The sequence below is a fragment of the Streptomyces sp. ATexAB-D23 genome, from assembly GCF_000373645.1.
Lineage (GTDB): Bacteria > Actinomycetota > Actinomycetes > Streptomycetales > Streptomycetaceae > Streptomyces > Streptomyces castrisilvae.
In genome coordinates this window covers 72,283-95,986 of record NZ_KB892089.1, presented here as the reverse complement: position 1 = coordinate 95,986, position 23,704 = coordinate 72,283, and the positions used below count along the sequence as shown (strand labels likewise).

19 protein-coding genes are annotated in these 23,704 nt (G+C 69.2%); 13 read left to right on the top strand and 6 right to left on the bottom strand.

Annotated features, from left to right (window positions below; translation table 11 throughout):
• Positions 1-40 precede the first annotated feature (40 nt).
• Positions 41-868, bottom strand: coding sequence for a helix-turn-helix transcriptional regulator (locus B082_RS37335; protein WP_078622723.1), 828 nt, complete (start codon positions 866-868; stop codon positions 41-43).
• Positions 869-902: 34 nt separating this feature from the next.
• Positions 903-1,778: a thioesterase II family protein gene (locus B082_RS37330; RefSeq protein ID WP_018556345.1), complete on the bottom strand. Its 876-nt coding sequence runs from the start codon at positions 1,776-1,778 to the stop codon at positions 903-905.
• 214 nt (positions 1,779-1,992) lie between these two features.
• Here B082_RS37330 and B082_RS0134545 point away from each other — a divergent pair, with 214 nt between their 5' ends.
• The 12 genes from B082_RS0134545 (at position 1,993) to metF (ending at position 12,869) form a co-directional block, all read left to right on the top strand.
• Entirely contained in the window at positions 1,993-2,847 is an 855-nt protein-coding gene (locus tag B082_RS0134545; RefSeq protein WP_051094758.1) for a helix-turn-helix transcriptional regulator, read from the top strand.
• Positions 2,848-3,407: 560 nt separating this feature from the next.
• Positions 3,408-3,650: an acyl carrier protein gene (locus tag B082_RS0134540; protein ID WP_018556343.1), complete on the top strand. Its 243-nt coding sequence runs from the start codon at positions 3,408-3,410 to the stop codon at positions 3,648-3,650.
• A gap of 137 nt (positions 3,651-3,787) precedes the next feature.
• Complete coding sequence (locus tag B082_RS0134535; RefSeq protein ID WP_018556342.1) at positions 3,788-4,408, top strand: hypothetical protein; 621 nt, start codon at positions 3,788-3,790, stop codon at positions 4,406-4,408.
• Positions 4,401-5,294, top strand: a complete 894-nt coding sequence (locus tag B082_RS0134530; RefSeq protein ID WP_037711533.1) for a hypothetical protein — start codon at positions 4,401-4,403, stop codon at positions 5,292-5,294. Before B082_RS0134535 ends, B082_RS0134530 begins: the two co-directional genes overlap by 8 nt.
• A 41-nt stretch (positions 5,295-5,335) precedes the next feature.
• Complete coding sequence (locus B082_RS0134525; protein ID WP_018556340.1) at positions 5,336-5,554, top strand: tautomerase family protein; 219 nt, start codon at positions 5,336-5,338, stop codon at positions 5,552-5,554.
• A gap of 12 nt (positions 5,555-5,566) precedes the next feature.
• On the top strand, positions 5,567-6,394 hold the full coding sequence (locus B082_RS0134520) for an AfsA-related hotdog domain-containing protein (protein WP_199783892.1): 828 nt from the start codon (positions 5,567-5,569) through the stop codon (positions 6,392-6,394).
• Between the two features lie 80 nt (positions 6,395-6,474).
• On the top strand, positions 6,475-7,170 hold the full coding sequence (locus B082_RS0134515; RefSeq protein WP_018556338.1) for an HAD family hydrolase: 696 nt from the start codon (positions 6,475-6,477) through the stop codon (positions 7,168-7,170).
• A gap of 276 nt (positions 7,171-7,446) precedes the next feature.
• Positions 7,447-8,262 (top strand): carboxymuconolactone decarboxylase family protein, encoded by an 816-nt coding sequence (locus B082_RS0134510; RefSeq protein WP_018556337.1) that lies wholly within the window; start codon positions 7,447-7,449, stop codon positions 8,260-8,262.
• Between the two features lie 351 nt (positions 8,263-8,613).
• Positions 8,614-9,423 carry a class I SAM-dependent methyltransferase gene (locus B082_RS0134505; RefSeq protein ID WP_018556336.1) on the top strand — a complete coding sequence of 270 codons (810 nt, stop codon included), beginning with the start codon at positions 8,614-8,616 and terminating at the stop codon, positions 9,421-9,423.
• Between the two features lie 237 nt (positions 9,424-9,660).
• Entirely contained in the window at positions 9,661-10,869 is a 1,209-nt protein-coding gene (gene metK / locus B082_RS0134500) for a methionine adenosyltransferase (protein ID WP_018556335.1), read from the top strand.
• A gap of 1 nt (position 10,870) precedes the next feature.
• Positions 10,871-11,851, top strand: a complete 981-nt coding sequence (locus B082_RS0134495; protein WP_018556334.1) for a carbohydrate kinase family protein — start codon at positions 10,871-10,873, stop codon at positions 11,849-11,851.
• A 118-nt stretch (positions 11,852-11,969) separates the two neighbouring features.
• Positions 11,970-12,869 carry a methylenetetrahydrofolate reductase [NAD(P)H] gene (metF, locus tag B082_RS0134490; protein ID WP_018556333.1) on the top strand — a complete coding sequence of 300 codons (900 nt, stop codon included), beginning with the start codon at positions 11,970-11,972 and terminating at the stop codon, positions 12,867-12,869.
• Positions 12,870-13,026: 157 nt separating this feature from the next.
• Here metF and B082_RS0134485 read toward each other — a convergent pair whose 3' ends face one another.
• Positions 13,027-13,968, bottom strand: coding sequence for a helix-turn-helix domain-containing protein (locus B082_RS0134485; protein ID WP_026250492.1), 942 nt, complete (start codon positions 13,966-13,968; stop codon positions 13,027-13,029).
• A gap of 244 nt (positions 13,969-14,212) precedes the next feature.
• On the opposite strand from B082_RS0134485, the gene B082_RS0134480 reads away from it, so the two are divergent.
• On the top strand, positions 14,213-15,652 hold the full coding sequence (locus B082_RS0134480; RefSeq protein WP_078622722.1) for an MFS transporter: 1,440 nt from the start codon (positions 14,213-14,215) through the stop codon (positions 15,650-15,652).
• Positions 15,653-15,948: 296 nt separating this feature from the next.
• Here the strand turns inward: B082_RS0134480 and B082_RS0134475 are convergent, their stop codons facing one another.
• The 3 genes from B082_RS0134475 to B082_RS0134465 form a co-directional block, all read right to left on the bottom strand.
• Positions 15,949-17,643 (bottom strand): glycosyl hydrolase family 18 protein, encoded by a 1,695-nt coding sequence (locus B082_RS0134475; protein WP_026250490.1) that lies wholly within the window; start codon positions 17,641-17,643, stop codon positions 15,949-15,951.
• A 423-nt stretch (positions 17,644-18,066) separates the two neighbouring features.
• A complete protein-coding gene (locus B082_RS0134470; protein ID WP_018556329.1) occupies positions 18,067-18,372 on the bottom strand; it encodes a hypothetical protein in 306 nt (101 codons plus the stop codon).
• A 37-nt stretch (positions 18,373-18,409) separates the two neighbouring features.
• A complete protein-coding gene (locus B082_RS0134465; protein ID WP_018556328.1) occupies positions 18,410-23,581 on the bottom strand; it encodes a DUF6531 domain-containing protein in 5,172 nt (1,723 codons plus the stop codon).
• Between the last annotated feature and the right edge of the window lie 123 nt (positions 23,582-23,704).

The following is a 23,704-nucleotide window of genomic DNA, read 5'->3' as shown; positions in this document are numbered from 1 at the left end:
TGGTGGCGAGAACACCACCTCCCGAGCCGGGGCGCACCCGCTAGTTCTGGACCCGCTGGGCGCCGACGACTCCTGGCGGCAGATACACCAGCAGCCGGAAGGAGGAGGCTTCGTCGAGTTCCATGGTGAACAGCGCGAAGGAAGTCGGGCCCTGGTCGGGATGGTCCAGCTCGACAGTCATGGGCTCGAACTCCTCCACCTCGTGCCTGCCCCACAACTCGGCGAAGTGCGCGCAGTCCGCGGCGAGCCGTTCGGCCATCCGCTCGTAGCGCTGATCGTCGGCGAGGTGGGACGTCTGGAGGCGGAAGCGGGCGGTCATCCGGCGGGCCACCTGGGGCAGATCGACGTACTGGCGTCTGTGGGATCCCGTGAACAGACCGATCAGGAAGTTCTCGTTGCCGTCCTGCCCCAGGTGCAGCAGCCTGGCGGCCTGCTCGTTGCTCGCGACGACATCCCAGTACCGGTCGATGATGCATGCCGGCCCCAACCGCAGTCTGTCGACCACCCGTTGGAAGACCTCGGTGTCCGACGGGCCCGCACCTGGCGTCGGCAGCGGGGAAGTGGCCTCGGCGAGCCGGTACAGATGGACGCGCTCCCGTTCGGTGAGGCGCAGCGCGCGGCTGATCGCGTCCAGGATCCTGTCCGAGACCCTGATGGGACGCCCCTGTTCCAGCCACGCGTACCAGGACGCGCTCACCCCGGCCAAGACGGCGACCTCCTCCCGCCGCAGGCCCGCCCGGGTGCGACCGCCCGCCGACCGCATTCCGACGTCAGCGGGGGAAAGCGCGGCGCGACGACTGCGTAGAAAGTGCGTCAGCTCGTCGCGTCGCTTCTTCTGGTTGTCGATGCTGCTGGTTGAGGTATGCATGTCAACGGACTGTAGATCGGGCGAACACGCACTGTCAGCGGCGAGAGTCACACCTTCGGGGTGTTTGAGGAAGGGGTGACTGGTGGTCCGGTGAGCTGCGGTGATCGGCACCCGTCGCTCCCAGGGCGCGTCTCAACTCCTCGAAGAACAGCTTCTTGTGCTCTTTGTGGAAGAAGTGCCCGCCGGGCAGGACGCGCAGCGAGAAGGGGCCCGCCGCGTGGTGCTGCCAGGCTGCCGCGTGGGCGGTGGGAACCAGTGGGTCCTGGCTGCCGTGGAGCACGTGAACCGGACAGGGGAGCGGCCGATGCTCTGCCGCCGGATACCGGTAACTGGCGCTGACCAGCAGATCCTGACGGAGCCGCTCAACCACGGCGCTCATCCGCCCGGGGTTCTCCCGCAACAGCCGGCCGGTCCCGCCCAGGCCCAGCAGCAACTCGAGAGCGGCGGTGTCGGAGAGGTCCATGGTCAGTTCGGGCGCCGGCAGGTGCGGGGCACGGTGGGCCCCGGTCACGAAGGCGACGGGCGGTCGCCGACCGGCGGCCAACTGCCGCTGGGTCACCCCGTGGGCGACCAGTGAACCCATGCTGTGGCCGTAGAAGGCGTAGGGCCGCTCTTCGAGGGCCGGGGCGAGCCGCTGTGCCACCTCTCGGACCAGGTCGCCCATCGTGCTGACCGATCCGGCGGAGCCCGGTGCGGACACCGACCGTGGGGGCAGGGCAACCGGCACCACTTCGATCTCGGGCCCGAGCCGCCGCCCCCACCCCGCGAAGGACCAGGCACTGCCGCCCGCATGATGAAAGCAGAACAGGCGCAGCGGGGCGCTCTCGCCGCCCGGCACGGTACGCCGGCGCCTGCCCGGGGCTGTGTCGCCCACTGTCTCTTCGGTGCTGTCCTCCGTTATGTCGGCCATGATCGGCAGTCTCCCGCCGATAGCGGCAGAGCGGAAGTCCCCGTCCCATCAGGTGGTGTCACCGCCGGTGGCTCCGGCGCCGGGTCCGCCTACGTCACCGGACCACGATCGCAGAAAGTCATCGTCAACTTTGAACCAAGGACCTCCGTCTATTGCAAGATCACAGTAAAGTCTCGCTCCGGAATATCCCGAAATCAAGAAGAGAGGCCGTTACGTGCAGGAAACTGACTCGTCTCAGGCGTCCGGACACATACGAAGGGCGAAGCTGCGTGATTTCCTGCGGGCGCGCCGGAACGGATTACTGCCCGAGGAGGTCGGTCTGGTGTACGTCGAACGACGGCGTACCCCCGGACTGCGCCGGGAGGAGGTCGCGGCACTCGCCGGTGTCGGAGTGTCCTGGTACACCTGGCTGGAACAGGGCCGCGACATCAATGTCTCCGAGGGAATCGTGCACGCCATCAGTGACGCCCTGTTGCTGGACGACTGCGAGCGCCGGTATTTTCTCCGGCTGGCCAGACTCAACCCAACTCAGCGCGCGAGTGGGGAGCGTCGGGACGGCGAGTTCGCGCGTATGTGTGCGCTCGTGGAAGGCTGGTCCCCCAATCCGGCCTACATCACCGACCGGTACGGGCGTATCGAATTCGCCAACGGCTCCGCCCGCTCGCTGTTCAATCTCAACGCGAGCGGGGACAATTGCCTGGAGAAGTTCTTCACCGAGGCGCACACTCGCGCGAAGTATCCCGACACGGAACAAGTGGCCCGCAGCCTGGTTACTCACTTCCGGACGCAGTCAGCCCGGTTCCTGGACGATCCGGAATTCGGCAGGATGGCGGAACGGCTGTGCCGGACGAGTCCCAAGTTCGCCGAGTTATGGGAGCGCCACGAAGTCGACGACGAATATCAGAACGTGCGCAAATTCGTTCACCCGCGCGCCGGAGTGATGGTCTTCGACCGAGTACTGATGCGCCTGCCTGAGTACTCCGGGTCGGTACTGACCGTGTACATGGCCCAGCCTGGCGCCGCGGCGGCCATCAGGGCGCGCGACACGATGATGGTGAGTCATTCTTGAGGCGTCTCCAGCGGACCGGGCCGCATGTCGGGGAGACGAAGGCGTCGCGGAGCCCGATGCGGCCGGTGGGCTGCTCGCTGACGCAGCGGAGTCGGTCCGGACCCCTGACGTTCGGCGTTCCGTCGCGTGAGCCGGCCGGCCGGCTCAGGTGCCGGTGCGGCTCGCGAGGGTCCGGGTCGCGGTCGTAGCCCTGGTCGTTGAGCGGAGCCGCAGGTGTCGGCGTGGCCGGCCCGGACGTCCGGCGACGGTGGGACGCCGTCGACCGGGACGAGGGCCTGGGTGACGCCGTGCACGGTGGCCGCGGTGGTGAGCGGCCTTCAGCGGATACCGCGCCCGTCGCGGATCGTATGGCCGGAACCGCACCTCGGTCACGGCGGCCACCTGAGTAGTGAGACGGACCGGGGCCGCAGCCGGTTTCCTGGATGGTGGTGTTCTCGCCACCACCATGGGAAGACACTTCCTCCACCCGTGGCCAGATCCCAGGATTGCACCCATGGGACGCGACGGGGTTCAAGTCCCGGATTCGCAGTCGGCGTCCCCAACGACTCGTGGAGGAAGACATGGATAGTGCGATCGTCGGTCGCATCGTCGTGGCCTTGACGGAGTTGAACGTGCCGACGGACGAAGTCACGCCGGACACGACTTTCGATGCCATGGAGATCGACTCGCTCCTGCTGGAGGAACTCGCCCTGCGTCTCCAGAAAGTCTTCGGCATTGAGATCGAGACGGGCGAACTCGTCCCCGAGCATACCGTCGGCGAGGCGGCCGCGGTACTCGCGGCCAGGGGTGTCGCCGTCGTCTGACGCGCTCCGGGGCTCACGCCCTCGCGCCGTCCCGGCCGTGCGTTCTCGCCGTTTTTCTTGGCAGTCCACGTATCCAGCATCACCACCGGTCATGAGGTCACGCGCATTTCACGCGCACTTCATCGAGAGGAACAAAGATGTCCGCCACCCTCCTCATCCTCAACGAAGTCGGCGTCGCTCCCGGCAAGGCGGACGAGGTTCTGGCCCGCTGGAGCGAACTGAACGACAAGAAACCGCTGGACGGCCGCACGCTGTACCGCAGCGCGGACGGTGACGACATTCTTGAGATCACACCTGTCAAGGAAGTCGCCGAGTTGGACGCGTTGTCGGCGGGCTGGCGGAGGCTGTGGGACACCGTCTCGGCGGACCTTGTCAGCGACTTCCGTCGCCAGCTCCTGGAATTCGTCGAGGCGCCCAAGGACACCGCCGATCCGCTGCCTCGGACGCCGTACGTCCAACTGCGTTACATTCAGGTCAAGCCGACGGAGTACACGGCCTACCGAGAGTGGCGCGAGAACACCATCTTCGACGTCGTTCGCCGCGCCGGGTCGGTCACCACCTTCCTGGCATACCACACGCTGCTCAGCACCCAGCCCGGCGTGATGTTCGTGGCGGGTTTCGAGTGCGAGCCGCAGGAGTACCAGAAGGTCTTCGCCTCGGCCGAGTACCAGGACATCGTCCAGCAAGCCGGCGACCGTTTCATCGTCGGTGGCGAGAGCGGTCTGTACACCCGCGTCTACCAGCGTGCCGATGCCTGAGACCGCCGCGGCCTCCTGGACCACGACTCCGGGGCTCACAGAGACGCACGAACTCAGCCTCACCACCCAGGGCCCGCTCTACCCGCCGAGTGAAGTCATGGACGCCGACGGCAACTTCGTGGTGGTCGGGATGATCAACCGCACCACCCGGGACGGTGCGATCCGGCCGGACTGGGGCGCGGCCGTCGTCTCCCCGGACAGTCCGCTGCCCGAGTTCGGGGGGCTCGCTCCGTACACCGTGGTACGGGAGCTGGACACCGAACCCGACGGGGCCGACAAGGACATCGTCCTGCACACGCTTCCGCTGCCCCTGCCGTGCAACAACTACCCCATGGTGTTCGCACCGGAGCAGTTGCCGGAGGCCGGCCAGGTCAAGCGGCCCAGCCACGCCTTCCATGAGGTGCCCATCCCGGACCTCCGCCCCGAGGACGGGCCGAAGGTGACCGCCCCGGTGACATTCGGCACCTGGATGAGGGCCGGCGGAACCCTGGAGGTCGCGGTCACGTCCGACGGCCACTGCGGGACGTTCGACTTCGCGTTCTCCCGCCTTGTCCCGGACAGCATCTACACCGTGATGTCGCTGCGCGCCCACGACCTGGACCCGGCCGGGCCGACCCGGCCGGGCCCACTCGGAGTGCCGAACGTCTTCGTCACCGACGCCGACGGGAACGGCCGGTACCACGCGACCATGCCGAACCCGTTCCCGGACCCCGAGCTGCCCGCGGCCAACCGGATCATCAACGTGGTCGTGCTGTGGATGAGCTACCAGCGCGGCTACGGCGGCGCCATCGGTGAATTCGGCCTCGGCGGCGACATCCACGCCCACCTCAAGCTGCGCGGCGCGTCCTTCCAGAACCTGCGAACCACCGCCGCGCCACAGTCCTGACCCCACGCGCACCCGCCGGCATTCAGCAAAGGAGGAGCCCGATGCCCATCATCTCCGTCACCACCTGGGACGGTCAGGACGACGCCCAGGTACAGGAACTCATGGAAGAGCTGACCCGAACCGTCCGACGTGTCACGGGAGCCCCCCTGGACAAGATCACCGTCTACGTCCAGGAGGTGCCGCGCAACCGCTGGGCGGAGGGCGGTGCCCTGGGCAGCGACCCCGAGTTCCCGAAACTGAGCCGCCGGCTCTCTGAGTGAGGGGTGTTCGCCGTGTCCTCCGACATGCATGAGCTCACCCGCCGCACCGGAGCCGAACCGAGCACTCTCTTTCTCGTCGGTGACGTCTTCGTCGAATTCGCGCAGCACCAGGGCGTGGTGACGGTGTCCCAGCTCGCGCGGCGGATCAAGGAAGGCGCGTTCCCCAGCGGCGCCGGAGCGGCCTCGGTGACCCTCGGGCAGGGGGTGTCCCAGTTCGACGTCCAGTTCGTACGCGACATCCTGGCCCGGCGCGGCCTCACGGACGTGGTCGTCATCGACGACCGGGCGCTGCGTAACCGCGCCGGGCGGGAGATCGCGCACAAGCACCGGGCGGAGAACGTGCTGATCTCCCTGCCCCGGCGGACCGGCCCCGGCTCCTTCGAGTCGGACCTGCTGGTGGACTCCGGCAACGAGGTGATGTCCGACCACCTCACTGGCCAGCACATGCAGGGCATGCTGGCCATGGAGGCCGGGCGGCAGATGTTCATCGCGGTGGCCGAGCAGCACTACTTGCCGCCGGAGGCGGCAGGCAACAGCTACTTCGTGATCGACACCTTCGACACCCGCTACCGGAACTTCCTCTTCCCGTTGCCCGCGACCGTCCGGTGCGAGGTCCTCGCGCATCGCGTGCCGCACCGCACCCGCGCGGCGTTCTCCTGTGAACTCGCCGTGCTCCAGAGCGGCTGGGAGGCCGCGGTGATGGAGGTCCGGTTCACCGCCTTCGACACCAAGGTCTCCCACGTCAAGGAGGCCCGGGCGGCCGAGCGGGCCCTCCAGGGCACCGCGGCGATCCTGGCCGCCGAGACGGAGCCGGAAACAGCCGAAGCCCGTACCGCGTGACCGGGGCCGGCACCGAGTGACAGACGGCGGCCCGGACACGCGTCGGACCACCGGCACGCATCAAGAAGGAGCCCCCGTACATGTCAGATGCCCACCGCCGGCCGGCTACGGACCGCCCCTACCTGGTCTTCAGCGACGTCGACGAGACCTTGATCACCGTCAAGAGCATGTTCGACTTTCTCCGCTACCAGTTGGTACGCCGGTATGGCGCGGCCGGGGAGGGGAGGTACGAGCGGATCATGGCGGCGGTCCGCCGCCGCACCGGCGACGGCACCGCCCGCGCGGACATCAACCGCTTCTACTACGGCCACTACACCGACGAGTCGGTGGAGACGATCGACAGGCTCGCGGCGGGCTGGTTTGCCGAACGCGCCGCCGCCGGCCGGGGCTTCTACATCGAGTCGACGCGGGAGGCCCTGGCCGCCCATCGCGCCGGCGGTGCGACCGTCGTCCTCGTCTCCGGCTCATTCCCGCCGCTCCTGGAGCCGATCGCGCGCGAGGTGGGCGCCGAAGCCGTCCTCTGCACCCGTCCGCTCATCGCAGACGGCCGCTACACCGGGGAGGTGGAGACCCCGGTCATCGGCGCGGGCAAAGGTGTCGCCGTGCTGCGGAAGTTGACGTCCCGACCCGACGTCGACCCGTGCGACTGCTGGGCCTACGGCGATCACGTCTCCGACCTGCCGATGCTGGAACTCGTGGGGCACCCCGTCGCCGTCGGGGAGGACGAGGAGTTGCGAAAGCGACTGGCCGAGCGGGCCGAGGGAGTCACCGCCTGACGGCCGGGGGTCCGTTCCTCGTGCTGCCCGGCCCGACGGAGCCGGGCAGCACGAGGTGATCAGCCGCCCCGCCCGCGCCCGGCGGCCCCGGCTGCTGCCCCTCCGTCCGGTGCGGCGGCGCATGAACCCCAAGGAGCACGCCAAGCCCATTTTCTCACTGCTGCTTTACGGCTTTGCTGCTCTGCGATTCCAGAGCGAAGGCAATGTCGTCGCGGTCGGGGCGGTCCGAATACGCTAATTGCTTGGTGCGCACTCCACCTACTAATCTGATGCAGCATGAATGAGCCCAGTTCTCCGTCCGCGCAGACCGACAGCCGATTCGCGCGCGGCCTGACCCTCCTCGGCGAGGTGTCCGGCGCGCGCGGCGCCGGCATCGTCGACGCGCTGGCCGACATCGCCCCGGACCTCGGCCGCTTCGTCGCCGAGTGGGCCTACGCCGACATCTTCGATCGCCCCGGCCTCGACCTGCGGGAGCGCGAGCTGACCACGGTCGGCGCGCTCACCGCGCTGGGGGACACGGCACCCCAGCTGAATTTCCACATCGACGCGGCCCTCCGGGTCGGCGTCGCCCCCGTGGAGATCGTGGAAGCCCTCCTCCACCTGGTCCCCTTCACGGGCTTCCCGCGGGTGCTCAACGCGATCGGCGTCGCCCGGGCCGTCTTCGCCGACCACGGTGTCACCGTCGACCCGGTGGTCATGGACGACGACCGAGACCGCTACGAGCGCGGCGCCGAGAAGCTGGCCAGGATCGACGGCCAGCACGGCCTGGACGTCGTGGCCTCCCTCAAGGACATCTCTCCCGACCTGGCCCGGTATCTCGTCGAGTTCGCCTTCGGCGACATCTACTACCGGCCGTGGCTGTCGCAGCGGCGCAAGCAACTCGTCACCGTCGCCGCCTTGACGGCCCTGGGCGACACCGCGCCCCAGTTGGCCGTGCACATCGGAGCCGCCCTCAACGTCGGCCTGAGCCCGACCCAGGTCGTGGAGACCCTGACGCAGGTGACCCCGTACGCAGGCTTCCCGCGCGTCCTCAACGCCATCAGAACGGCCCGGGAAGTGTTCGAGAAGCGGACGCTCTCCGTAGAGCCATGAGGCAGTAGGCAGTAAGCGGTAGCGGAACGCCCGTGCATCCATGAGGCGGACGGGGTCGAATGCACAGCCCGCGGGTGTCGGCGTGGCCGGCCCGGACGAGGGCCCCGTCCCCCTTCTCGGCAGTGCGCCGGCGCGGGTGCCGGAGGCTGCCCGAGCACGGATCAGGTTTCCGCACAGGTGGTGTTCGGACCACCACGATCAGAAGACACTTCCTCCACCAGTGCCGTCATCCCAAGATGAATGTGTGGGACGCGGCCGAATTCAAGCCGCTCAATTTCCAGTCATGAATGGCGTGAAGAGCTGTCCGTTGTGAACTGCAATGGCGGCATCACGAACCCAAGGAGATCAGAAATGGCTGAATTCGACTCGCACGGCACATTCCAGAAGGCCGCAGACGAGTACGCGAAGATTCAGGACGCCTTCCCCGAGGTGATCCGTGACCCGCTGCTGGCCGACATGGCGGTGAAGGAAGGCGACCGGATACTCGATCTGCCCTGTGGGACGGGCGACTCAATCGTCAAGGCAATGGAGCAGGCGGGACCGACTGGGCACGCCCTTGCCATAGACATCTCCGCCTCCATGATCGAAGAAGCCAAGGAAGCGGCAGAGGCTGCCGGGGTCAAGAACATCCAGTTCGTCGTCGAGGACATGGACAAGGCCCAGTTCGACACCGAGGCATACGACATCGTCGTGTCGGCCAACGGGCCCTTCTTCTCCTCAGATCTCAGGGCATTCCTGGCGAAGATGTGGGACGCTGTCAAGCCTGGCGGAAAATTGGTCATCATGACCCTGGGGCGCAACTTCCTCGCCCCCCTCTCCGGCGTCTTCTTGGACCTGGCGCAGAACAAGACCGACAACCTGCACATCTCCACGCCCTGGCGCATCACGGAGGACATCCTCTTCCTGAAGACACTCCTGGAAGAGGTGACGGACGGGCACCGAGTCAATATCACCCACCGGGACGCGGTGATGGACTACAAGACGGCAGACGGAGGCTGGAGCCTCCTGATGGGTACCGCGTTCAGGAACTACACCCTGCAGATGTCACCGGAGAGCCAGGCCGAGATCGAGGCGGAGTTGAAGGACTGGATGCAGACCAACAGCCAGTTCTCCGCGACCTGCAGCTTCAACAACATCACCATCACCAAAGACGGTGCGTGACTCGACTGGAGCAACTGGGCGTCGCTGACTTGCGGCGTTCGCCGCGACCGTCGCGCTCTCGCGGGCCAGAACGCCGCCTCCGGGCGAACCGGAGACGAAGGCGGACCAAGACCGCCGGGGCGGTCCGGGCGCCAACGGGATTCCCTTCTTCGCGCCCCGGCGCTCACCACCAGCGGGAGGGGTCCAAGCTCCCTTGACGTCGAGTCTCCTCACTGCCCCCCAATCCCGGAGAACGCCATGCCTCGTTGTCTGTTCACCTCGGAGTCCGTCACCGAGGGCCACCCCGACAAGATCGCCGACCAGATCAGCGACACCATTCTCGACGCGCTCCTGCGCGAGGACCCGTCGTCCCGGGTCGCCGTCGAAACCCTGATCACCACCGGCCTGGTGCACGTGGCCGGCGAGGTCACCACCAAGGCCTACGCCGACATCGCCACCCTGGTGCGCGGCAAGATCCTGGAGATCGGCTACGACTCCTCCAAGAAGGGCTTCGACGGCGCCTCCTGCGGCGTCTCGGTCTCCATCGGCGCGCAGTCGCCGGACATCGCGCAGGGCGTCGACACCGCCTACGAGAACCGGGTCGAGGGTGACGAGGACGAGCTGGACCGGCAGGGCGCCGGCGATCAGGGTCTGATGTTCGGCTACGCCTCCGACGAGACGCCGACCCTCATGCCGCTGCCCGTCTTCCTGGCCCACCGCCTCTCCAAGCGCCTGTCCGACGTGCGAAAGAACGGCACGATCCCTTACCTGCGCCCGGACGGCAAGACGCAGGTCACCATCGAGTACGACGGCGACAAGGCAGTCCGCCTGGACACCGTCGTGGTCTCCTCGCAGCACGCCTTCGGCATCGACCTGGAGTCGCTGCTCGCTCCCGACATCCGTGAGTTCGTCGTGGAGCCGGAGCTGAAGGCGCTGCTGGACGACGGCATCAAGCTCGACACCGAGAACTACCGCCTGCTGGTCAACCCCACCGGCCGCTTCGAGATCGGCGGCCCGATGGGCGACGCCGGCCTGACCGGCCGTAAGATCATCATCGACACCTACGGCGGCATGGCCCGTCACGGCGGCGGCGCCTTCTCCGGCAAGGACCCGTCCAAGGTCGACCGCTCCGCCGCCTACGCGATGCGCTGGGTCGCCAAGAACGTGGTCGCCGCGGGCCTCGCCGCCCGCTGCGAGGTCCAGGTCGCCTACGCGATCGGCAAGGCCGAGCCGGTCGGCCTGTTCGTGGAGACCTTCGGCACCGCCAAGATCGACCACGAGAAGATCGAGAAGGCGATCGACGAGGTCTTCGACCTCCGCCCGGCCGCCATCATCCGCGACCTCGACCTGCTCCGCCCGATCTACGCCCAGACCGCGGCGTACGGCCACTTCGGCCGCGAGCTGGACGACTTCACCTGGGAGCGCACCGACCGGGTCGAGGCGCTGCGCGAGGCAGCAGGTGTCTGACATGCGCATCGCTGTCACGGGGTCCATCGCCACCGACCACCTGACGACATTCCCGGGCCGCTTCAGTGAACAATTGCTGCCCGACCGACTCGCCAGCGTCTCGCTGTCCTTCTTGGTGGACGATCTCCAGATCCGCAGAGGAGGAGTCGCCGCGAACATCGCCTTCGGCCTCGGCCTGCTCGGAGTCACTCCCCTGCTGGTCGGTGCCGTGGGCACCGACTTCGCCGAGTACGGCGCCTGGTTACGCATGCACGGAGTCGACACCAGCCATGTGCAGGTGAGCGAGCAGTCCCAGACGGCCAGGTTCATGTGCATCACTGACCGCGACCAGAACCAGATCGCCGCCTTCTACCCGGGTGCCATGACCGAGGCCCGGAACATCAGTCTGGCCGACATCACGGCCAGTTGGGGCAGACCCGCCCTCGTCTTCATCGCGCCGGACGACCCTCCGGCCATGCTGCGCCACACTTCCGAGAGTCGGGAACTGGGCATTCCGTACGCCGCGGACCCCTCGCAACAACTGGCCCGTCTGGAGAAAGAGGAGGCGCGTCGGCTGGTCGATGGAGCGCAGTCGCTCTTCAGCAACGAATACGAGGCCGCGCTCCTGTGTGAACGCACCGGATGGACCGAGCAACAGGTCTTGGACCGCGTGGGCACCTGGGTCACCACCCGGGGTGCCGACGGAGTGACGGTTGTCGCCCAGGGGCAGGCAGTGCTCACCGTCCCCGCGGTGCACTCCGAGAAGGTTGTCGATCCCACGGGTGTGGGTGACGGATTCCGGGTGGGCTATCTCGTCGGCATATCACGCGGCCTGTCCAGGGAGAGAGCGGTTCAGCTGGGCTGTGCCCTGGCCACCACTGTTCTGGAGACCGTGGGGACCCAGGAGTATCGGCTGAGTGATGACCTGCTGACGCGTGTCGCGGACACCTACGGCGCAGGTGCCTGCAGGGACATCGCGCGCTGTGTGAAGGTGCCGGTGTGACGGCGTCTTCCGACTTCACCGCCGTCCGTGACGGCCATCGGCGGAACACCGAGGGACTGCCTACCGACGGCACCGGCGCAAGAACCCCGAAGTACTGCGATGGTGGAGGCAGTCGAGCATGAGACCTCTGCGAGAACTCCTCGCCCGAGGGGAGCGGTCCTTTTCCTTCGAGTTCTTTCCACCGAAGTCGGAGGCGGGTACTCGGGTTCTGTGGGACGCCATCCGCCGCATCGAACCCCTGGCGCCCTCCTTCGTGTCGGTCACCTACGGCGCGGGCGGCTCATCGCGGGACCGCACGATGGAGGTGACCGAGCGGATCGTGAGCGAGACAACGCTCCGGCCCGTGGCGCACTTGACGGCGATCGGGCAATCGACGGCCGAACTGCGCCGCGTCATCGGTCAGTACGCGCAGGCGGGTGTGCGGGACGTGCTGGCACTGCGCGGCGACCCGCCGGGGGACCCCAACGCACCCTGGTCACCGCATCCGCAGGGGCTTCGGTACGCGCGTGAACTGGTCTCGCTGGTACGGGAGTCGGGCGACTTCAGCATCGGTGTCGCCGCCTTCCCCGAACGGCATCCGCGCTCCCCGGACTGGGAAAGCGACATCCGGCACTTCGTGGCCAAGTGCAGAGCGGGCGCCGATTACGCGATCACCCAGATGTTCTTCCATGTGGAGGACTACCTGCGGCTGCGCGACCGAGTTGCCGCAGCCGGCTGTGACACCCCGATCATCCCGGAGATCATGCCCGCTACCGACTTCCGGCAGATCGCCAGGTTCGCCGAGCTGAGCCACGCCACCTTTCCCGACGACCTGGCCAGGCGTTTGGAGGCGGCTCGGGAAAACTCGGCGGAAGGGCGCAGGATCGGCGTCGAGTACGCCACCGCGATGGTCGACCGGCTCCTCGACGAAGGCGCTCCGGGCCTGCACTACATCACACTCAACCGTTCCACGGCGACGCTCGAAATCCACCGCGGCATCCTGGGGTCAAGAAGCACACACGCTCTCGCGCTGAGCTGACTTCGCCGATCGCGGGGTCGCCGGGGCCCACGCGGACGATCCCGGCCTGACGGCGCTCGCCGGCGAAATCACGGTGACGTTGTCGGAGTTCGCGCGGACCGCGCCAGGCCCGACAACGTCAAGCCCGGACGAGCGCCGGCGAGGACGGCGGCCCGGCTCAGCCGGCGGAGGCGTCGGCCGCGGCGGGCACGCTGGTGGGGCACGGCTCGGCGGCCGGCTCCGGGGGCCCCACGAGTGCCGGCTCCGGCCTGGCGCCCACGGCGTCCAGGCGCAGCATGGCCTGCTCGTCCGCGGTGCCGGGGAGCGCCTGGTAGACCACCATCCGCTGGCCGCTCGCCCGGGCCAGTCGCATGACCTCGTAGGTCAGGGTCATTGGTCCGACCTTCGGATGCCGGAAGGACTTCTGCCCCCCACCGCGCTCGCAGACGTCGTACCGTTCCCAGATTCGCGCGAATTCCGCGGACTTCAAAGCGAGTTCGCCGACGAGCGTCGTCAGCTCGGGATCGTCCGGGTCGGCCCCGGCGACCGCGCGCAGATGTGCCACCGAGAGCGCGACCGTCTCCTCCCACGGCTCGTAGAGCGTCCGGCCGACGGGGTGGAGGAACAGATAGCGGGTCAGGTTGCGCTGGTCCTCCGGCATGTCCCAGAGGCCGGGCATCAGCCGCCGGCCGGGCCGGTTCGCCGCCAGTACGCGGTTGTAGCGGTCCTCCACATAAGCGGGCAGCGGACGAACCGACTCCAGCATGCGCAGTACCGAGTCGCGGACCGCGTCCTGCGGTCCGGCCGACAGCTCGGAGGACCGGCCGGAGGCCAGCTCCGCGAGTTCGTGCAGGCGTTCGTAGCCGTCGCCGCTCAGCCGCAGGGCCCGGCCCAGGGCGTTCAGCACGGCGGAGGACGGATTGGTCTCCCGCCCCCGCTCCAGGCGGATGTAGTAGTCGACGCTCACTCCGGCCAGCACGGCTAACTCCTCCCGGCGCAGCCCGGGCGTACGGCGCAGGCTTTCGCCGACCGGGAGACCGACCTCCTCCGGCTTCACCTGCGCCCTCCGGGCCTTCAGATATCGGCCGAGTTCGGTGCCCCTCGTCTCTGCTGCTGTCATAGGGCCATTGTCGCAGGCGGTCAACGCCCGTGGGGGGCAGTGCCAGAGCCTGGAACGCCGTACCCCGGGGACAGCGCGGTCTGCCGGACGGCCGGGCGGGGGCGGAGAATCGATCCCGGAGCGGGCGGTCCAGCCGTCGGGGCCCAGGGGGTGCGAGACACCGGGCCGCGGCCCCCGCCGCGTCGCGACCGCCCGCCCGGTCCTTTCTGTCAAACCGCCACCTGGCCTTGATCTGGAGTTCTCCATGACAACCACCCCGTCCACCTCCGGCACCGGACACATCCCCGAGCCGCCGGTGTCCGGGCTGCCACGACAGCCGGACCGAGCCCGGCCGGCCGCACCGCCGCAGTCCAGCGTCGCCGCACTGGTTGCTGCGTTGCTCGGCTTCACCGTGATCACCATCGACGTGTCGGCCGTGAACATCGCGCTGCCCGCGATCCAGGACTCCCTCGACGGCGGGATGGCCGGGCTCCAGTGGGTGGTTGACGCCTACACCCTGATGCTCGCGGCCCTCATGCTGTCCGCCGGTGGCTTCGCCGACCGCGTCGGCGCCCGCCGCGCCTACGCCTGGGGCGTCGCCCTGTTCACTCTCGCCTCCCTCGGCTGCGCGCTCGCGCCCGGTATCGGCGTGCTGGTCGCCGCACGCGTGGCGCAGGGCGCTGCTGCCGCGATCGTGATGCCGGCCTCGCTGGCGCTGATCCGGCAGGCCTACGACGATGCCCAGGCACGCGCCCGTGCCATTGCGACGTGGACGGCCGGTGGCGCGGTGGCGATGGCGGCGGGCCCGGTGCTGGGCGGGCTGTTCACCGACATGGCCGGCTGGCGGGCTGTCTTCCTGCTCAACCTGCCGGTGGGCGCGGTGATCCTCATCCTGCTGATCCGGGTGCCGCAGTCTCCGCGCCGACCCGCCGTGCTGGACGGCGGTGGCCAGCTCAGCGCGGTTTTGGCCCTGTCCGGGCTGACCTTCACCGTGATCGAGGGTGGCCACCTGGGCTGGACCAGCGGCCCCGTGCTGGCCGCCGCCGCGCTCGCCGTCGTTTCCGGTTACGCCTTCCGGGTGATCGAGGCGCGACACCGCCAGCCCATGGTCCCTCCGGCCATGTTGAACAACCGGCGGCTGGCCGTCACGCTCGCGGTCGGTTTCACCGTCAACGCCGCTTTCTACGGCGGGATCTTCCTGCTGGGGCTGTACTACCAGCAGCTGCGAGGGATGTCGGCGATCGCGGCCGGGCTGATGTTCGTCCCGGTTTCGGCGCTGGTGACGGCGAACAACCTGCTGTCGCCGCGGCTGGCGGAGCGGATCGGGCGCCGCTCGGTGATCGTCGTCGGGCAACTGATCTTCGTCATCGCCATGCTGGCCATGCTACCGCTGGCCGCACAGACCCCGCTGTGGCTGGTGCTGGTCCTGCTGCTGCCGCTGAGTGTCGGCGGGGCGCTCGCGGTGCCCGCGCTGACCGCGCTGCTGATGGACGTGGTTCCGTCGGAGCGCGCCGGGACCGCGTCCGGGCTGCTCAACTCTCTTCGCCAGACCGGCGGTGCGCTCGCCGTCGCGCTGTTCGGCGGCCTGCTCGTCGGTTCCGACGGGGGCTTCTCCCTCCCGGGCATGCGCATCGGCCTCATTACCATCGCCGTCCTTCTCCTGGCCACCGCCGTCCTCTCCCGAGCCCTCCTGCCCCGTGACTGACCGCCGCGACGGATGCCACTCGTCCGTCTGAAGACGCTCCGGCCCGGGCGAGCGACCTGATGAGCCGCCGCCCGGACGCTGCCGGAGCGGATCGTGCATCGCACGTACCTCATGCCAGAAGTCGTGAGCGGGACAGACCCCGGCGTACAGCCCGACTCGTCTGCCGCCACCTGCGGCTCCGCCGCCGAACAGTGGTCCTGGGTTCCTTCGGGTGGCCCGCCGCCCTCTGTGTCCCGTACGGCCGAGGGCCCCGCCGGTGCGTGCGCCGGCGGGGCCCTCGGGGTGGTCGGGGTCGTTCAGCAGGCGCCCTGGTCCTTCCAGACGCCCCAGTCGCCGGTGCTGCCCGGGGTTTCGTTCTGGGTCCACCACTGGGCCTTGTACGTGCGGCCGTTGTGGGAGACCTCATCGCCCGCGTTGTAGACCGTGCCGGCCACGTACGCCGGGACCGAGCCGCAGTCACCGGCGGGCGGGTCCGTGGGGTCGGTGGTGGGCGGGGTGGTCGGGTCCGTGGGGTCCGTGGTCGGCGGGGTGGTGGGCTCGGTGGTGGAGCCGCCGATCGCGGCGTTGATCTGGTTCAGCAGGGTGGTCTTGTCGTCCAGGCCGAGGAGGGAGTACATCATCGCGCCGGCCAGGCCGCGCTGCTTGGCGTAGTCGGCCCTGGCCTGGATGGACTTCTGGTCCAGGCCCGTGAAGAACTCGCCGTCCTTGTAGAAGTAGGACGCCTTCGCCTCGTCGTCCCAGTACGTCGTCGCCGGGTTGTCGACGATGCCGCCGAGCTCCTTGTAGTGCGCGATGCCGGCCTGCTGGCTCAGCGGGCGGGCGGCGGAGCCACCGGTCGCGGACTGGGCCAGGCCATGGGTGGTGCCCTCCGGGACGCCCTTCCAGCCGCGGTAGTAGAGCTCGTAGCCCAGGGTCAGCTTGTTCGCGGGGAAGCCGCCGGCGATGCCGTAGGCCGGCTTGCCGTCGATCCAGGAGTCGACCGCGTTGTCGATCGAGTACTTCTCGGTGCCGGGCGCGACCGGGTCGGACGGGTCGTCGGCGCCCGAGTAGAGCGGGGACTGGTGGTACGTCGGCCCGTCGCCGTCCCAGGCGCCGTGCATGTCGTACGTCATCAGGTTCGCGTAGTCGAGGTACTGGCCGATCTTGTCGGTCTCGATGTTCGCGATCTTGTCCTGGCCGGCCCCGAATGCAGCGGTCAGCAGGTACTTCTTGCCGCCGTTGGCAGCGCCGTACGCGTCGAGCTGCTTGCGGAACTCGGCGAGCAGGAGCGTGAAGTTCTGCTTGTCCTCGGGGGCGTAGTGGTTGCCCAGGTGGCCGCCCGAGGAGGCGGGGTACTCCCAGTCGAGGTCGATGCCGTCGAAGACGCCGGCCGCCGTGCCGGGGCCGCCGAAGCCGCCCTCGACGGGCAGGTTGCCCTTGATGTACTGGTCGATGCAGGAGGAGACGAGCTTCTTGCGGCTCGCGTCCGTCTTCGCCGCGTCGCTGAAGTACTTGGAGTAGGTCCAGCCGCCCAGCGAGATGTTGATCTTCAGGTGGGGGTACTTCGCCTTCAGTTCCTTGAACTGGTTGAAGACGCCGACGATCGGCTGGTCCCAGGTGTCGGCGACGCCGTCGACGCTGTCGGCGGCGCTGAAGGACTTCTGGTAGTCGGCGTACGAGTCGCCCGCACCGTCACCCGCGTTGGGGTTGTTGTCGTCGCCCGCCGCCTTGTTGGCCTCGAAGCAGGTGAGGTCGGTGGGGTGGATGTTGCCGAACGAGTAGTTGATGACGTCCAGTTGACCGGCGATGCCCCGGGTGTCGAGGTGCTTGGGGTAGAAGGCGTTGCCGTAGACGCTCCACTGGTCGTAGTACGCGATGCGTACGTTGCCCGCGGATGCGGTGGCCGGCGCGTCGGCCGCCTGTGCCGAGCCGAGGCCGACGGTCGCCGCGAGGGCTCCGGCCGCGAGGGCCGTGCTGAGCAGCGCGGCGGTCAATGTCTTACGGGGGTGCACGTGCGGCCTCCAACGAGGGGGAGCGGTGGTGCTGTTGATGGGCTGGAGCAGTGATAACCGGCCTGTGACCAGCGCGTCAACGATCTCGACGAGATTAGGACTAGACCAATTCGGGGCTTCGTGGCCCCACCGGGGCGGCGCGCGGCGCGGCCGGGAAAATTCGCGGTGCCGGTGACCAGCGGCTTAAGGGTCATTTAAAGATGGCGCACAAGTGGTTCAGTGATGAACCACTCGGTCTCGGTATGTGGACATCCGGGCCGCCGGGCTCCGCGCCCCGCTCGGGCACGGGGGTGTGGCTCGCCCCTCCCCGCACGCCGGCCGTGCGGCCCGGTCCGTCCGTCGATACCCGCGGCTTCTGCCGGGAAGGGGCCTCCGGCCCGAGCCGGAGGCCCCCTTCCGGCCTTCTTGAGTGGTGCGTGGCGCCTACCAGTAGGCGCGCGTGACCTTTTCAGGCGGTTGTCCCTGCCGCTCCCATTCCTGGAAGACCGCCGATACCACGATCAGGAAAGCGCGGCGGAGCTTCGGGTCCGGGTCGGGGTTTTCCACATTTCCGATTCCTTTGTCCAGGAGCATGTCGCCGATGACTGCTCCCTGTGGAGTGCAGGGGCGGGCGACCGAGCCCTCCGGGTCGATCAGGATGTTCCCGGTGGCGCCTTCCGCGGTTTCCCAGGCGTAGACGGATCCCGCTTCGAGGGAAGCGGTCCTCCTGCACGTCAGTGATGCTGTCACGGGGATTTCCGCCCATTCGCTCGTGCCAGGATTTTGATCACCGGTACCCTATCCCGTCCGCCGCGGGCGCGTGCTCGTCCCAGGTGTGCCCGGCGTCCAGGGTGGCCTGATGGGCGCGGCGATAGTTCTGGTCGCCGTGCTGACGCATCCAGCTCGACTCGTAGAGTTCATGCGCGAGCAGATCGAAATCGCTGGGATGCGGATTTCCGTTCTGGAGGCGTTCCCAGGCCCTGGCGATACGCGGATTGGCGTCGAATCGCAGCATTCCCGCGTCGAGCTGATGCGATTCGGTGAACAGGTGGTTGTAGATCTGATTGATGTCGGCGGCGGAATAGCCGTGCGACGCCGCGGTCTGCGCCACCCGGCCGAGCTGGGCGTCCGCGCGGATCGCGTCATAGGCGTGGTCGGCCCATTCCAGCTCGAAGTCCATCTCGCTGCGCGGCCGCCGGAAGGACGAACCGCCGGACTGCAACTCCCGCTCCGTGGCCACCGCGGTCCGCCGCCACCCGGTCAGCCCGCCGACCCCGGTGAGGACCAGCTGCTGGGCGAGTTCGTCGGCGGTCTCCGCGTACAGGTCGGCGAGCGCGTCGCAGCCCTGCTGGCGGAGCATGTACTCGGCGCGGTAGAGCCGGTAGGCGGGGCGCACCGGGAGGTACTTGTCGATGAACGCGCCCGCGCCGCCGTTCTTGCCCGTGAACGCGTCGTGCAGGTCCCCGAGGAACACGAACGGCGACTTGGCGACGTCCACGAAGGCGTCACCGAAGATGCCGAGCGCTTCGCCGAAGCTGTCGACCCGGTCGTTGTCCGGGTCGTCCGGGCTCAGACCGCTGGGGTCGGTGAGCGCGCTGGGCGCGTTGTCGGCGTAGGCGTACGCGGAGACGTACGGCGTCGACAGGTCCCGGGCGGCCGGGTCGGACCGGGTGAAGCGGCCGGTGGTGGTGTCGTACTGACGGGCGTGCAGGTCGAGGTTGCCGGTGCTGGTCTCGTACCGGGCGCCGGTGTAGGACGGGGTGCTCGCCGGCGCGCCGGCGGCAGTGGTGTCCAGGGTGCGGGTGCCGAACGAGTCGTAGGCCCAGCGCTGGTGGAGGGTCCCGGTGCTGCCGGTGACGTCGACCGGGGAGCCCTGGGTGTCGTGGTGGTAGTAGAAGACCTCCTCGGTGCCCGTCGCGGTGGCGGCGGGTTGGCCGAGGGGGTCGTAGCGGTAGGACTGCTCGACGGCCCAGCCGCTGTCGTACTCGGTGGCCAGGACGGGCAGGGGAGCGTTGGGGTCCCACTGGGTGCGGCTGGTGACCGCGCCGTCCTCGGCGGTGGTGACCTGGTTGCCGCTCGCGTCGTGGCCGTAGGTGTAGGAGGCGCCCCCGACGGTGGCGGCGGAGATCTGTCCGGCCAGGTCGTAGCTGTAGGTGTCGGCGCCGGCCTTGGTCCGGTTGCCCTCGGCGTCGTGGTCGTAGGCGGTGGTCGTCGTGCCGGTGGTGGTCGAGGTGAGCTGGTCGGCCGCGTCGTAGGCGTAGCCGGTCGAGGCGGTGCCCAGGGTGGAGGTCAGCCGGTTGCCGACCTCGTCGTAGGTGTAGGACGTGGTGCGGCCCGCGGCGCAGCCGGTGACCTCGGGCTGCGGCGCGCAGCCGGAGGTGAGCCGGCCGGCCGCGTCATAGGTGAGGTCGTAGCCGCCGGTGCCGACGCCTTCGCGGGTGACGTCGACCCGGGAGGGCAGGCCCGCGGCGGACAGTGTCAGCGCCGTCCCGGTGACCGTGGTGCCCGCGCGGGTGGCGGTCACCGCGGTGATCCGGCCCGCCCGGTCGTAAGTGCGGTTCTCGGTGGCGGAGTCGGGCAGGGCCGAGGCGGTCAGGTTGCCCGCCGGGTCCCAGGTGTACGTGGTGGTCGCGCCGTCGGCGTCCATCGTCGCGGTGCGGCCGTCGGCGTCGTAGGTGTACGCGAACGTACTGCCGTCGGCGTACTCGCGGGTGAGCATCTGCCCGGCGGCGTCATAGGTGTAGGCGAAACCGCGCGTGCTGGACAGGTTGCCGACCTCGTCGTAGACGAAGTCCTCCACGACCTCGGAGTTCGCGCGGGCGGTCAGCTGTCCGGCGTCGTCGTAGCCGAAGGACGCGTCGGGGGTGGTGTCCGAATAGTCGATCGCGGTGAGCAGTCCGCGCGGGTCGTAGGTGTACCCGGTGGTGCCGCGAGGGGTGGTCTTCCCGGTGACGTGGCCCTCCGCGTCGTAGGCGTAGGCCGTCTCCCGGTCCAGCGGGTCGGTGACCGAGGTGAGGCGGTGCACCGCGTCGTAGCCGTACGCCGTGACGTGGTCGTTGGCGTCGGTGCGCTCGGTCAGGTTGCCGAGCTGGTCGTAGCCGTAGGTGGTGACCGCGCCGCCGGGGGCGGTGACCTCGGTCAGCCGGTCCAGGTCGTCGTAGCCGTAGGAGGTGGTGCGTCCGTCGGCGTCCTCGCGCTCGACGACCTTGCCGGTGGCGTCGTAGGCGGTGGTGGTCGTCCCGCCGAGCGGGTCGGTGACCTCGGTCGGGTGGCCCGCCGGGTCGTAGCCGTACGTCGTCGTGTACTGGGCGGGGTCGGCCCCGGTGGCGTTGCCGCGCGGATCGACCGCGGTGGCCCGGCGGCCGTCGTCGTCGTAGGTCCAGCTCGCCCTGTGGCCGAGCGGGGAGGTGCGGCTGAGCAGATTGCCGTCGGCGTCGTAGGCGTAGGCCGTGGTCCTGCCCAGCTCGTCGGTGCTGCTGCTGAGGCGGTTGTTCTTGTCGTAGACGGCGGTGGTCGTCTCGCCCGCGGCGTCGGTGGTCCTGGTGACGTTGTTGTTGGCGTCGTAGGTGTAGCCGGTGGTGCGGCCCAGCGGGTCGGTGACCACGAGCGGCCGGTTGACTGCGTCGTAGGTCGTCTTCGTCGTCGCGCCGGTGGGACCGGTGGTCTCGGTGAGGTTGCCGGCCGTGTCGTACGCGTAGGACGTGGTGTAGGCGGCCGGGTCGGCGCCGGAGACGTTCCCGCGCGGCGAGACGCTGCTGAGCAGCCGGCCGGCCTTGTCGTACGTGAAGGTGGTCCGGCCGCCGGCCGCGTCGGTCCTGGAGGCGAGCCGTCCGCCCGTGTCGTAGGCGCGCGTGAGGGACTCGCCCGCCTGGTCGGTGGTCCGGGTCAGATTCCCCGCGTCGTCGTAGCCGAGTGTGGCGGTGTCACCCGCGGGGTTGAGCACCGACGCCAACTGCTCGGCGCCGTTGTACTCGTAGGTCGTCGTGCGGCCCAGGGCGTCCGTGGCCGAGCTGAGCAGACCGCGGCCGTCGTAGGTGTACGTCGTGGTGTACGCGGCCGGGTCGGCGCCCGTGACGTTCCCGCGCGGGTCCGTCCTGGTCAGGACGCGGCCCGCCGGGTCATAGGTGAACGTCGTCCGCTCGCCCAGCGGCGTGGTGACCGACGTCCGGTTGCCCGCGGTGTCGTAGCCGTAGGTGGTGACCTTGCCGCGCGGGCTCGTCACGGTCTCCAGCGAGCCGAGCGCGGTGTACGTGTAGGCGGTCTCGCCGCCCGTCGGGTCCGTCGCCGACGTCAGCCGGTTCGCGGTGTACGCGTAGGTGGTCGTGTTGCCGCGGCCGTCGGTGTGGCTGGTGAGGTTGCCCGCGCTGTCGTAGCCCCAGCTCTCCTCGTAGCCGAGCGCGGCCGGCGCGGCGCGGGTGAGCATCCGCCCCGCGGAGTCGTACGTCATCTCCGTGGTGTTGCCGCGCTGGTCGGTGATGGCGGCGGGGCGCAGGTAACGGTCGTAGTCGTAGGTGATGCTGTTGCCGTACGGGTCGATCGTCTCCATCAGGACGTTACTGGCGTAGACGTCGGTCCACACACCGCCGTCGGGCGCGGTGGTGTGGGACTCGCTCCTGCCGTCCCAGGTGAACGTGGTGGTCTCGCCGTTCTGGTCGGTCTGCGACGTGATGCGGCCCGCGCTGTCGTAGACGTTGCCGACCTCGCCGCCCGCCGGATCGGTGTACGACGACAGCCGCTTGTCCGTGTCGTACGTGTACGAGGACGTCCGGCCGGCCGGGTCGGTGACCGAGGTCAGCAAGCCGCCGGTGTATCCGTACGAGACCGATGTGCCGTCCGGCAGGGCCACTTCGGACAGCAGCCCGTCGGCGCCGGGTGTGAAGGAGGTGGTGCGGCCGGCGCCGTCCTTGACGGAGGCGAGGCTGCCCGACGCGTACGTCAGGCTCAGGCCCTTGCCCGCCGCGCCGGTCACGGAGGTCAGCAGGCCGGTGCTGTCGAACGTCCGCACCGTGTGGTCGGGGGTGGTGACCGTGTACGTACTCGTCCCCTTGACCAGCTCGGCCGTCGTGCCCGCCGGGGCCGTGTACGTGCCGTTGGCCGCCTGCGTGAACACAAATGACGCCCCGTCGCCCGTCCGGTACGTCGCCTTCCCCGTCGCCAGGGTCAGCCGCGCGTCGAACGGCGTCGCCCAGCCGCGCCCCAGCAGACCGGTGGAGGACGAGTCGGACCGGTAGGTGCGCTCCAGGGTCAGCGGCACCCCGGGACCCGTCAGCGAGGCGTCGGTGAGCTGCTCGTAGAACATGCCGGTCGCCGTGTTGACCGGGTCGGCGCGGTGGGCCTGGGCGTAACACGTGCAGATGCCCGCAGCGGCGCCGGGGATGCCGGGTGTGTAGAAGGCTTCCACCAGCAGCGAGGTGGTGCCGCCGGGGCTGGAGCCGTCGGCGTTGCTCAGGAAGACCCAGGCGTAGTACTTCTTGCCGTCCTCCAGGATTCCGTCCAGCTCACTGCCGGCCCACCAGAAGCACTGGTCGGTGGGGTAGGAGTTGCTCGACCACCAGTCGTAGCACCAGGCACCGGTGTCCGGGGTGTCCCCGCTGGGGTCGTCGGTGGACCTGTTGATCTCCTGCTGGACGACGGGGTAGCCCGCCTCGTCCAGGACGTACAGCCACATCCCGGTGTACGTGGATCCCCGCTGGGGCAGCTTCACCTGCCCGCCGATCGACAGCATGCCGGGGTACGCGGTCGCCCAGGCCGACACCGAGACCGGGTTCCCGGGCGCGGCGGCGAGGCGCTTCGAGGCCGCGCCCTTCCCGGCGGCGGGGCCCCGCTCGACGTGCTCCGAGTCCGGCCGGCCGGGCGGCGCGCCCTTCGCGGTCCGCTCCGGCGCGTCCATGTAGCCCCGCATGGGCGACACTTCGTGCCGGTCCTTCGCGACCTGCTTGCGCCGCTCGGCCAGCGTCATCGCCCTGGGCGGATCGGGCAGGTCCTCGGCCGTACGGGCCTTGACCTGGACGACCCCCTCCCCGGCACCGCCCGGCCGGTCCCGTGGAGCCGCCCAGGAGGGGGCGGTGGCGGCCGATATCGC

Excerpts from the sequence above, each read along its gene's own strand:
- B082_RS37335 (WP_078622723.1), bottom strand. The coding sequence starts at position 868 with ATGCATACCTCAACCAGCAGCATCGACAACCAGAAGAAGCGACGCGAC.
- B082_RS37330 (WP_018556345.1), bottom strand. The coding sequence starts at position 1,778 with ATGGCCGACATAACGGAGGACAGCACCGAAGAGACAGTGGGCGACACA.
- B082_RS0134540 (WP_018556343.1), top strand. The coding sequence starts at position 3,408 with ATGGATAGTGCGATCGTCGGTCGCATCGTCGTGGCCTTGACGGAGTTG.
- B082_RS0134535 (WP_018556342.1), top strand. The coding sequence starts at position 3,788 with ATGTCCGCCACCCTCCTCATCCTCAACGAAGTCGGCGTCGCTCCCGGC.
- B082_RS0134530 (WP_037711533.1), top strand. The coding sequence starts at position 4,401 with ATGCCTGAGACCGCCGCGGCCTCCTGGACCACGACTCCGGGGCTCACA.
- B082_RS0134525 (WP_018556340.1), top strand. The coding sequence starts at position 5,336 with ATGCCCATCATCTCCGTCACCACCTGGGACGGTCAGGACGACGCCCAG.
- B082_RS0134515 (WP_018556338.1), top strand. The coding sequence starts at position 6,475 with ATGTCAGATGCCCACCGCCGGCCGGCTACGGACCGCCCCTACCTGGTC.
- B082_RS0134510 (WP_018556337.1), top strand. The coding sequence starts at position 7,447 with ATGAATGAGCCCAGTTCTCCGTCCGCGCAGACCGACAGCCGATTCGCG.
- B082_RS0134505 (WP_018556336.1), top strand. The coding sequence starts at position 8,614 with ATGGCTGAATTCGACTCGCACGGCACATTCCAGAAGGCCGCAGACGAG.
- metK (WP_018556335.1), top strand. The coding sequence starts at position 9,661 with ATGCCTCGTTGTCTGTTCACCTCGGAGTCCGTCACCGAGGGCCACCCC.
- B082_RS0134495 (WP_018556334.1), top strand. The coding sequence starts at position 10,871 with ATGCGCATCGCTGTCACGGGGTCCATCGCCACCGACCACCTGACGACA.
- metF (WP_018556333.1), top strand. The coding sequence starts at position 11,970 with ATGAGACCTCTGCGAGAACTCCTCGCCCGAGGGGAGCGGTCCTTTTCC.
- B082_RS0134485 (WP_026250492.1), bottom strand. The coding sequence starts at position 13,968 with ATGACAGCAGCAGAGACGAGGGGCACCGAACTCGGCCGATATCTGAAG.
- B082_RS0134480 (WP_078622722.1), top strand. The coding sequence starts at position 14,213 with ATGACAACCACCCCGTCCACCTCCGGCACCGGACACATCCCCGAGCCG.
- B082_RS0134465 (WP_018556328.1), bottom strand. The coding sequence starts at position 23,581 with ATGACGCTGGCCGAGCGGCGCAAGCAGGTCGCGAAGGACCGGCACGAA.